Source organism: Solibacillus sp. FSL R7-0668, from assembly GCF_038006205.1.
Lineage (GTDB): Bacteria > Bacillota > Bacilli > Bacillales_A > Planococcaceae > Solibacillus.
The window spans coordinates 115,352-126,150 of the sequence record NZ_JBBOUU010000002.1; the positions used below are offsets into that span (position 1 = coordinate 115,352).

The 10,799-nt window shown below is 35.4% G+C and carries 7 protein-coding genes and 3 pseudogenes; all 10 read left to right on the plus strand.

Features of this window, described 5'->3' with window-relative positions:
* Positions 1-193 precede the first annotated feature (193 nt).
* A complete protein-coding gene (locus tag MKX47_RS20670) occupies positions 194-1,492 on the plus strand; it encodes a methyl-accepting chemotaxis protein (RefSeq protein ID WP_340778225.1) in 1,299 nt (432 codons plus the stop codon).
* A gap of 128 nt (positions 1,493-1,620) precedes the next feature.
* Positions 1,621-3,765 carry a copper-translocating P-type ATPase gene (locus MKX47_RS20675; RefSeq protein ID WP_340778228.1) on the plus strand — a complete coding sequence of 715 codons (2,145 nt, stop codon included), beginning with the start codon at positions 1,621-1,623 and terminating at the stop codon, positions 3,763-3,765.
* 151 nt (positions 3,766-3,916) lie between these two features.
* Positions 3,917-4,282 (plus strand): hypothetical protein, encoded by a 366-nt coding sequence (locus MKX47_RS20680; protein WP_340778230.1) that lies wholly within the window; start codon positions 3,917-3,919, stop codon positions 4,280-4,282.
* An 81-nt stretch (positions 4,283-4,363) separates the two neighbouring features.
* Positions 4,364-4,705: a metal-sensitive transcriptional regulator gene (locus MKX47_RS20685; RefSeq protein WP_445683622.1), complete on the plus strand. Its 342-nt coding sequence runs from the start codon at positions 4,364-4,366 to the stop codon at positions 4,703-4,705.
* A gap of 14 nt (positions 4,706-4,719) precedes the next feature.
* Positions 4,720-4,926: a copper chaperone CopZ gene (gene copZ / locus MKX47_RS20690; RefSeq protein ID WP_340778234.1), complete on the plus strand. Its 207-nt coding sequence runs from the start codon at positions 4,720-4,722 to the stop codon at positions 4,924-4,926.
* A 102-nt stretch (positions 4,927-5,028) separates the two neighbouring features.
* A pseudogene (locus MKX47_RS20695) lies at positions 5,029-5,688 on the plus strand (copper ion binding protein); the annotation flags it as partial.
* A 143-nt stretch (positions 5,689-5,831) separates the two neighbouring features.
* A complete protein-coding gene (locus MKX47_RS20700; RefSeq protein WP_340770156.1) occupies positions 5,832-7,082 on the plus strand; it encodes an IS4 family transposase in 1,251 nt (416 codons plus the stop codon).
* A 174-nt stretch (positions 7,083-7,256) separates the two neighbouring features.
* Positions 7,257-9,020, plus strand: a pseudogene (locus MKX47_RS20705) (copper-translocating P-type ATPase); the annotation flags it as partial.
* A gap of 435 nt (positions 9,021-9,455) precedes the next feature.
* A pseudogene (locus MKX47_RS20710) lies at positions 9,456-9,791 on the plus strand (helix-turn-helix domain-containing protein); the annotation flags it as partial.
* Positions 9,755-10,762 (plus strand): IS3 family transposase, encoded by a 1,008-nt coding sequence (locus tag MKX47_RS20715; protein WP_340778242.1) that lies wholly within the window; start codon positions 9,755-9,757, stop codon positions 10,760-10,762. The pseudogene MKX47_RS20710 and the gene MKX47_RS20715, both read left to right, overlap by 37 nt.
* The last annotated feature ends 37 nt before the right edge of the window (positions 10,763-10,799 follow it).

Sequence of the window (10,799 nt, forward strand, 5' to 3'; positions counted from 1 at the left end):
TAAAGTATCTTCTTCACCTAAATGGGAAAGGACTTTTATAGGAAGTAAAGAAGGACCATCATTTGATAGTTTTTTTCAATAGATTAACTATTTGTAATAAAACTTGTAATAATTGATAATTTTTGCATATTTAATAGTTATACTAATCCTGATAATCAATTCTTTTTCGTTTTAGAATGTAGGAGGGGAGAAGTTGAAGAAAACAAAAAAATTTATTTTCCCAAAAATAAGTATTTTTCGTAGATTAACTATTAAAATTTCATTTGCAATAATCATTTCCTTATTAATTAGTATGACATTGACAAACTATATCACATCCTTTTTGAGTCATGATATTCAGTTTAACTATGGTGTGTATATAAGTACTGCTATTAATCTTGTATTTACTACTGTAATAGCAGGAGTTTGCATTCATTGGTTAGTTATTTCTCCATTAAAAATGTTACTTTCCTTAACAAAGAAAGTTTCAGAAGGGGAGTTAAATGTTACGATTCCAAAAGGTTCAAGAGATGAGATAGGACAATTATTGGATTCCTTCGAAGTAATGATTAGGAATTTAAGGGGTATTGTAGGTGAGATTAATGACTCATCAGGAGTAATATTCACATCTGTTGAAAAGTTAGCTAAACATTCGAATGAAACAGACCAACTCACTCAAAATATTTCAAAGTCAATACAAGAAGTGGCCATAGATACAGAAAGCCAAACTAATAGTTTAGAGAAAATTGCTTCTTCAATTGGAAAAGTGAATAATGGCATAAAAAACATCTTTAAAAATACCGAAAAATTATCTAATCTTTCTCAACAAACAACGGTTTTTGCAAGTGATGGCGAACGCACAGTAGATAATGCAGTAAATCAGATGGAGTTAATTCAAAATTCTGTTAGTGAATCGGATAATTCAATTCAGCATCTTTCTAATAATTCAAAAGAAATTGCCCAAATTCTTAATGTAATTACTAGTATAGCCGATCAGACTAACTTACTTGCATTAAATGCTGCTATAGAGGCAGCTCGGGCTGGTGAAGCGGGGAAAGGATTTGCTGTAGTTGCAGAGGAAGTTAGAAAACTTGCAATACAATCTAATGATTCAATCGGACAAATTGGATTGTTGATAAAACAAATTCAGAATGCTACTGAGACATCCGTTTTTACAATGGACACAGTAATTGATGAAGTTAAAGAAGGTATCAAAATAATAAATGATACAAAAAAGAAATTTACTATTATCTCTCAGTCTACAATAGATATGAACCTTGAAATGGACGATATTTTAAATGCAGCAAGGGGAATGTCGTTACACGTAGATGAAATCACTAATGCAATAGAACAAATTTCAACTGTTGCTAGAAAAAATACTGAAAATTCTAATCATGTCTCTACTTCAAGCAAAGAACAATTAATAGCAATGAATAAATTATCTGAATTATCCTTTGGGTTATCGAAGATTGCAAATAATTTGAGTGTAATGACCCAAAAGTTTGATGTTTAAAAATTTATCAAATTGTAATTAAAATAGTAATTCGTTCAATAAAAAATACGGTACCAAGGTATCCTAATTACTGTAATATATAAAATAAGAATTACATCCAATTTTTTCAATGAAATGAGGTAAGTAAGATGGAGAAAAGCAATAAAGGTGAAAATAACCATAGCCAACATGATCAATATCATCACTCAAAACATACCCCTGAACATCATGAGCACAAAAGAAATGAAGGTCATACTGACCATGACCATGGTAATCATGAGCATCACAATCATGCACACCATAACCATAGTGGACACGGGCATCATGAAGGAGGGCATGATAAGCATCATGGTCACTCGATTGGAGATTTCAAAAAGCGGTTTTGGATTTCTTTAGCTCTAACCATCCCAATATCGTATTTATCGATGATGATACAAATGTTGTTTGGGTACCAAGTAAACTTCACGGGTGATACTTTCTTATTATTCTTATTATCTACAATTGTTTTCTTTTACGGAGGAAAACCATTCCTACTTGGTGCATGGAGTGAAATAAAAGAAAGAGCTCCAGGTATGATGTTATTAATTACATTAGCTATCGTCACAGCCTATGTTTATAGTACCTTAACTGCTTTCTTTATTGAAGGAAGCGACTTCTATTTCGAATTAGCAACTTTAATTGTTATTATGCTTTTAGGACATTGGATTGAAATGAAATCCATTATGGGAGCATCTAAGGCATTAGAAGAGCTAATTAAATTAATGCCAAAAGAGGCTCATAAACTTGATGCGTCTGGAAACATTGTAGATGTTTCTGTAGAAGACTTAAAACCAGGAGACCATATACTAGTAAAACCAGGAGAAAAAATTCCTTTAGACGGAGTTATTTTTGAAGGGCACTCAACAGTAGATGAATCGATGTTAACGGGAGAATCTGTTCCTGTTGAAAAAACTGCTGGAATGAAGGCGATTGGTGGAGCTATTAATAATGATGGTGTATTAAAAATAAATGTAACGAAAACGGGTAGCGACACCTATCTTGCACAGGTTATTCAATTAGTAAGTGATGCAGAAAAAACGAAGTCAAAAGCTCAAGGGTTTGCAGATACTGCTGCGAAGTGGCTATTTTATGTTGCAATCGTTGCGGGTGTTATTACGCTAGCCTATTGGGGGGTTACAGGTGATTTTGATTTTGCATTAGAAAGAATGGTTACGGTTTTAATTATCGCTTGTCCACATGCCCTTGGATTAGCTACGCCACTTGTTACATCTCGATCGACTTCGATTGCAGCAAAAAATGGCTTATTAATACGAAATCGTACATCATTTGAAAGTGCTTTTAGAATTAATCGTATTGTATTCGATAAAACAGGTACTTTAACAGAAGGGAATTTTGGAGTAACAGATGTTCATCCAACTGAAAATGTTAGTGAAGAAGAACTTTTAAAACTTGCGTATTCTATTGAAACACAGTCTGAACACCCAATAGCGAAGGGGATTGTAAAAGAAGGAAAAAAACGTAATTTAGATCTTTATCAAGTAACAAACTACCAAAATCTAACTGGTAAAGGACTTGTAGCAAAAGTAAACGGTTTTGAAATTGCAATAGTTAGTCCAGGTGTGTTAAGAGAAAATAATATTTCGTTTGATGAAGAGACGTATGAAAAACTTGCTCAAGAAGGAAAAACTGTTGTTTTTGTATTAAAAGATAACTCATTACAGGGCATGATTGCATTAGCTGATATTATTAGAGAGTCATCTTATAAAGTTATAAAAGAATTAAAAGATTTAGGAATTGAAACGGTTATGATGACAGGCGATAACGAGCGAGTAGCAAATTATGTTGGTAACAAGCTTGGTATGACCCAAGTCATCGCTGAAGTATTACCACATGAAAAATCTAATAATGTAAAAGCATTAAAAGAAGGTGGAAAGAAAGTAGCGATGGTTGGTGATGGAGTAAATGATGCACCAGCATTAGCAGAAGCAGACTTAGGAATTGCTATTGGGGCTGGAACAGATGTTGCAATTGAAACGGCAGATGTTGTCTTAGTAAATAGTAATCCAGTGGATATTTTAAGTACTTTAAAACTTTCAAAAGCTAGTCACCGAAAAATGGTTCAAAACCTAGGTTGGGCTGCTGGCTATAACATTGTTGCAATTCCTCTTGCAGCGGGAGTTCTCTATAGCGTTGGTCTTGTCATAACACCGGCAATTGGAGCAGCAGTTATGTCGTTGAGTACTATTATGTGTGCGATCAATGCACAGCTTTTACAAATTAATAATGATAAGTAACACACTGAGGAAATTGCCTAAGAACTTTTAGGCAATTTTTAATAAATTTTTCTATCCATGCATTAATGGAAGAACTTTAATGGAGTTTAGAATATAATAAAATGACAAGTAAATATTCATTCAAATCTAAATTAAAAGTGAGTTGAGATAAATGTGTATTTCTAGTAATTTTATTGAACTACAGGCTTATAGAATATGTGAAGCAATGAAAAAACAGTCGATGTACAAAATGGTAAAGTTAGAGCTTTCAGATGATCGTTTTATTGCACCTCAGAATCTTGAAAACTATGAAGATGGAAGAGTATTGATAACAAAAGCAGTTTTAGAAGATAACGAGGGGAAATCCTATACAGTAAGTCCTAATCATAATGGTTTAAGATTTGTTCAAGGAGAAATAACTTATAGAGAATATCGAAAAATTGAAAAAGGTGAAAGCATAAAAGTAATTAGTTTTTTGACGTTGTTAATAGGATTAACAATAACGACAATGTATCTTCTAAAAATATTTTTACTATAATTTAGAATTATTATAATTTATAAAATTATATATTGAATAGGGTGGGGGGGTATGCTATGATGAGTGCGAGGAGAGATGGATATGGAACCTGAATTAATTGAAATTAGCTCCAAAGATGAGAATGGTTGTTCTGATTCGAATGTACGGAAAAGTCACCACTCTGATAAAGCTAAAAAAAATCTAGTTTCCCGTTTAAATCGAATTGAAGGTCAAGTTCGAGGGATAAAGGGTTTAATTGAGAGAGATACTTATTGTGATGATGTAATTACTCAGATCTCGGCAACTCAAGCTGCTCTGAATAGTGTTGCTAAAATTCTTCTCGAAGCTCATATGAAAGAATGTGTAGTGGATCGTATTCAAGAAGGGGATTTAGAAGTACTAGATGAAGTGCTTGTCACGATACAAAAATTAATGAAAAAGTAAAGGAGAAATTGATTATGGAAAATGTAACTTTAAATGTAAAAGGGATGTCTTGTGGGCATTGTGTGAAGTCAGTTGAAGGTAGTGTGGGTGCTTTAGAAGGTGTTGACCAAGTGAAAGTGGATTTACAAGCTGGTCAAGTAAACTTAGCTTTTAATAGCGATAAAGTAACATTGGATAAAATTAAAGAAGTAATAGACGAACAAGGATATGATGTTGTTTAATATTTAATTTTATTAGGTACAGGATAAGGAGTGCTTTTTATAGCACTCTCTTTCTGATAAAAAATATACCCCGTAAAGGTATTTAACATGAGGTGAAGAACCATGAGTACTGAAAATAAAGAAATAAGTCTTCAAGTCACAGGGATGACTTGTGCAGCGTGTGCTACAAGGATAGAGAAGGGGTTAAATAAATTAGATGGAGTTGAAGAAGCAAATGTTAATTTAGCTCTGGAAAAGTCTATTATTAAATATAACCCCGAAAAATTAGGGGAACAGGATTTTGAAAAGAAAATTCAGGATCTTGGGTATGGTGTTGCAAAAGAAAAAAAGGAATTTACTATTACAGGAATGACCTGTGCAGCTTGTGCAACGAGAATAGAAAAAGGGTTAAATAAAATTGAAGGCGTCTCTGTAGCAAATGTTAATCTCGCTCTAGAAAATGCAACTGTGGAATTTAATCCTACCCAAATTTCAGTTTCAAATATTATAGACCGTGTAGAAAAATTAGGCTATGGAGCACATCTCAAAGAAAATGACTCTGTAGATTATCGTGAACAAGCAATTCAAAAACAAAAGAAAAAATTTATTATTGCTGCCATTCTATCACTCCCTCTTTTATGGACAATGATCGGTCACTTTTCATTTACATCCTTTATTTATATGCCAGACGTATTGATGAATCCATGGGTACAAATGGCATTAGCAACACCCGTACAATTTATAATTGGATGGCAGTTTTATGTTAGTGCATTTAAAGCCATTAACATTGCATTAAATTAAAACACTATTCATCAAGAGTCCTTCTAACTAAAAAAATTCCAAAACAAGGTATTCCGTTGCACAAAAAAACTCCTTATAATTAGGTTTGGTAGTTCTGTCCAAATCCCAATTAAAAGGAGCCAACCATGAACAAGGATACCACAAAATCCACATTAAATGAATTGTTAAAAGTACTAAATGAGAAAACATTTTTAAAAATTGTGAACGTCTCCAATCTTGATTATTACGTGAAAAAGCTGTCAGCCTATAAGTTTTTACAACTGTTCATCATTGCACAGCTGAATGAAAAAGATTCGCTCAAAAAATTGGCGAAACATCTGAAGGAAACTGAAGAGCTTCAAACCTTTGTTCAAATGGGTACCATTAGTTCGTCGCAGCTTTCACGCAGACAGTCCTGCTTGACGCCGGGCATATTTGAAAAGGTCTTTCGCCATCTCGTCGTTGCCGCCCAGGTAAAATTGAAGAGAAGGCAACCGTTTGTTCGGGATATCGATCAACTACTTGTTATCGATTCTTCTACCATGTCCATGAGTCTGAGCCAATATCCCTGGGCTACGTTTCGAAAAACCAAGGCAGGTGTTCGTCTGCATTTACGCGTCGTTGTCACAAAAGATGTGACGCTCCCAGATCAGGCGGTTCTTTTGCCGGCGAAACATGCAGACCGTACGCAAATGGATACGCTGGTGGCGTTCGATTCCGATGCCATTCATCTGTTTGACCGAGGCTATACGGACTATAAACAGTATGACAAATTGTGTGAGAAAGAGGTTCGCTTTATCACGCGATTGAGGAAAAATGCAAAGATTGAAGTGCTGAATGAGCAAGCCCCAGACGTTGAAAATAACATCTTTTCGGATCAAGAAGTCTTTTTGGGGGATGAGCAGAACCGCACGAAAATGTCGAATTCGCTGCGTTTAATCCGAACAGTCGATCGCGAGAAAAATGAAATCATTATTCTCACAAGCTGTTTCGATTTGTCGGCGAAAGAAATTGGAGACCTCTATCGCTACCGCTGGAAAATTGAAACGTTTTTTAAATGGATGAAACAGCACCTAAGAATCAAAAAGTTCTTCGGAAAAAGTCAGAACGCCGTCTACACACAAATCTGGATTGCTCTGATTACGTATTGCCTGCAAGTATTGCTAAAGCTGGAACTGAACCATGATGGACCACTTTTAGAGATGAAAGAAACGCTTCAGAATCTTCTTTTCAAGCCTTTTGAAACTTTTGTTAAAGCACTTTTCAGACCGCCGACAAGGCAATCCAAAGGACGAAAAAAGCATGATTGGGACAGTGAGTTTCAGCTCATCGTCAAACAGTTTGACGAAAGAGAGGTGGAACATTTAGACAATTTAACGTACGACCCGATTTTCTAGGTTATATCATATGTAAATAATTTACAATTTGTGGATGAGGACTACCGCTTATGCCCACGTTGACTTTTTTTCAAATACGGAGAAATCGTTCGTTCTGAATTTTCAGATATATGAGTCAGGTAGGTATTATGCCCCTTTTGACAAATGTTAAAAATTTTTATGCAACGCTAATGATTTAAAGCATTAAAAAATAAGAGTGCCAATATGGATGTATTAGTTGTAATCGGAACGTCTGCAGCTTACTTTTATAGTGTTTACCAAGCTATTATTACTGTCGGTGACCACCATAGTGCACAACTATATTTTGAAACAAGTTCTGTATTAATTACTTTAATTATTTTAGGGAAATTATTTGAAGCAAAAGCAAAAGGACGGTCTTCTGAGGCTATAAAAAAACTAATGGGCCTCCAAGCGAAAACAGCTTTAGTAGTTCGTGATGGGATAGAAAAAATAATTCCATTAGAAGAAGTGGTTATTGGGGATACAATTTTAGTAAAGCCGGGTGAAAAAATTCCTGTGGATGGAGAGGTAATCGAAGGCGATACGGCAGTTGATGAATCCATGTTAACAGGTGAAAGTATTCCTGTAGATAAAAAAACTGGAGATTCCTTGTTCGGTTCTACCATTAATAAAAATGGTTTTATAAAAATGGTAGCTACGAAAATTGGTCGTGATACCGCATTATCTCAAATTATTAAAGTGGTAGAAGATGCACAAGGATCGAAAGCGCCTATACAAAGACAAGCAGATAAAATTTCGGGTATTTTTGTTCCAATTGTTATTGTAATAGCCATTATTACATTTATTGTTTGGTATACACTTGTTACACCTGGGGATTTCGTTCCCGCTTTAGAAGCTTTAATCGCAGTTCTTGTTATTGCCTGTCCTTGTGCCCTCGGACTGGCAACACCTACTTCCATTATGGCTGGTTCTGGTCGTGCTGCAGAATATGGGATTTTGTTTAAAGGTGGAGAGCATCTTGAACAAACACATCATATAAATACAGTGGTTGTTGATAAAACAGGTACAGTTACAAACGGGAAACCCAAATTAACTGATGTATTAGTAGAAGATGGTACGGATATTAATGAATTCCTCTCGTTAATAGGTTCAAGTGAAAAGCAATCCGAACATCCTTTAGCTGAAGCAATTGTTCAAGGTATTGAACAAAGAAATATAGAATTTTCTAATGTGGAAAAATTCGAAGCTATCCCAGGGTATGGAGTGAAAGCTTTGGTAAAAGATCAGGAAGTACTAGTAGGTACTCGAAAACTAATGAGAGAATATAATGTCGATATATCAAAAGTATTAAGCAAGATGGAAGAGCTTGAAGCAAACGGTAAAACTGCAATGTTGGCAAGCATTAACGGTCAATACGCAGGATTAGTTGCCGTAGCTGATACGATTAAAGATACATCGAAAAAAGCTATTGAGCGCCTAAAGGATATGGGAATTGAAGTTATTATGATGACCGGCGATAATGAGCGAACTGCCAAAGCAATAGGTGCAGAAGTTGGAGTTAATCATGTAATTGCAGAAATATTGCCTGAGGGAAAGGCAGAAGAAGTGAAAAAATTACAAGCAGCTGGAAAAAAGGTTGCAATGGTTGGGGATGGAATTAACGATGCACCTGCACTTGCAGTTGCAGATATAGGAATGGCTATTGGTACTGGTACAGATGTGGCGATGGAAGCAGCGGATATCACATTAATTCGTGGAGATTTAACGAGCATTGCTGATGCTATTATCATGAGTCATAAAACAATGAGAAATATTAAACAAAATCTTTTCTGGGCATTTGCCTATAATACTTTAGGCATTCCCATAGCAGCGGCAGGTTTTTTAGCACCGTGGGTAGCAGGAGCTGCGATGGCATTTAGTTCTGTATCTGTCGTTTTAAATGCATTAAGATTACAAAGAGTTAAGTTGGATAGATAATATAAACCTGCTTGGAGGGGGGATTTAAATGCCTATTACCCCTCAATTATCCATATCTGATCCAATAATTATGACGCCTACGGATATTAATAACCTTAATATAGTAAAACTCCAGCAAAGGTTCAAATTCAAAGGTAGATGTTAAAGCGATTAAAGAAAATTTTGAATTAATTATTGAGAACGGGTGGGAAAAATATCTGAAGGGCTAGATAAACTTGGAATAGTGCGGTTTTGGCTAATTAATTTAGATAAAATAATTATTGAATGCTTGAAAATTTAAAAGAAATATTAAAGTAACTCCTTTTAAAATTCCCTATCATATGAAAAAATCCCGCTGAACTGCACCCCAAATGTTAGACACATCTAACATTTGGAGGTGCATTTTTTATGGCTAAATTTACAGCTGAAGAAAAACTACAAGCTGTTCTAAGGTATATGAACGGCAATGAAAGCTTCAAAACAATTGCTCAATCAATCGGGGCTGATGAAAAAAATATTCGGGTTTGGAAGAAACAATACGAACATAATGGTGCAGAAGCATTTGTAAAACGATATACAAATTATTCAGCACAGTTTAAACTAGACGTACTAAACTTCATGATTGAAAACGGTACGTCCTTAAATGAAACAGCAGCTATCTTTGGCATAGCAGCTCCATCCACTATTCTACAGTGGCAAAAACAGTTTGAAACAAAAGGATTCGATGCCCTTCAATCAAAGAAAAAGGGGCGTCCATCCATGAAAAAAGAAACAAATACACAACTAAAACAAACACCAGTAGAAGGCTCACCAGAAGCACTTCAAGCAGAAATCAATCGGCTACGTATGGAAAACGAGTATTTAAAAAAGTTGAACGCCTTAGTTCAAGCCAAGGAAAAATCACCAAAGAAGACAAAGTAAAGGTCATCTATGAATTAAGGCATAAATACCCGGTGAAGGCGCTTGTGAAGTTCGCAGGCATTCCACGTAGCACATACTATCATTACGTCAAGAAGATGCATCGACCGGATCCAGATGCCAAACTAAAAGATGATATTCAATCGATTTATGAGGAACACGAAGGTCGTTATGGCTATCGTCGTATTCGCGATGAGCTCGCGAATCGTGGACAAAAAGTGAATCATAAAAAGGTTCAACGCATCATGAAAGAACTTGGTTTAAAGTGCGTAGTGCGTATGAAAAAATATAAGTCTTATAAAGGGACAGTCGGTAAAATTGCGCCAAATATTTTAGATCGCAACTTTACAGCTGAAGCCCCAAATGAGAAGTGGGTAACAGATATTACGGAGTTTAAATTATTTGGCGAAAAGCTCTATTTATCGCCTGTTTTAGACTTATTTAATGGCGAAATTATCACGTATACAATCGGCTCAAGACCAACCTATTCGTTGGTTTCTGAGATGTTGGAGAAGGCGTTAGAGCGATTACCAGCGGAACACCAGCTACTGATGCATTCCGATCAAGGTTGGCATTATCAAATGAAACAATATCGCCATGCGCTCCAATCGAGAGGCATTGTGCAAAGCATGTCACGTAAAGGGAACTGTTATGACAATTCGGTGATGGAGAATTTCTTTGGCATCATGAAGTCTGAATTCCTTTACTTAAAGGAATTTGAAAGCGTCGAGCATTTTAAAAAGGAACTTGAAAACTATATACACTATTACAACACGAAACGCATGAAGGCAAAATTAAAAATGAGTCCGGTGCAATACCGAACTCATTTTACCCAAGCTGCCTAAGTGAAATAACCGTGTCTAACTTTTAGGGGTCACTTCA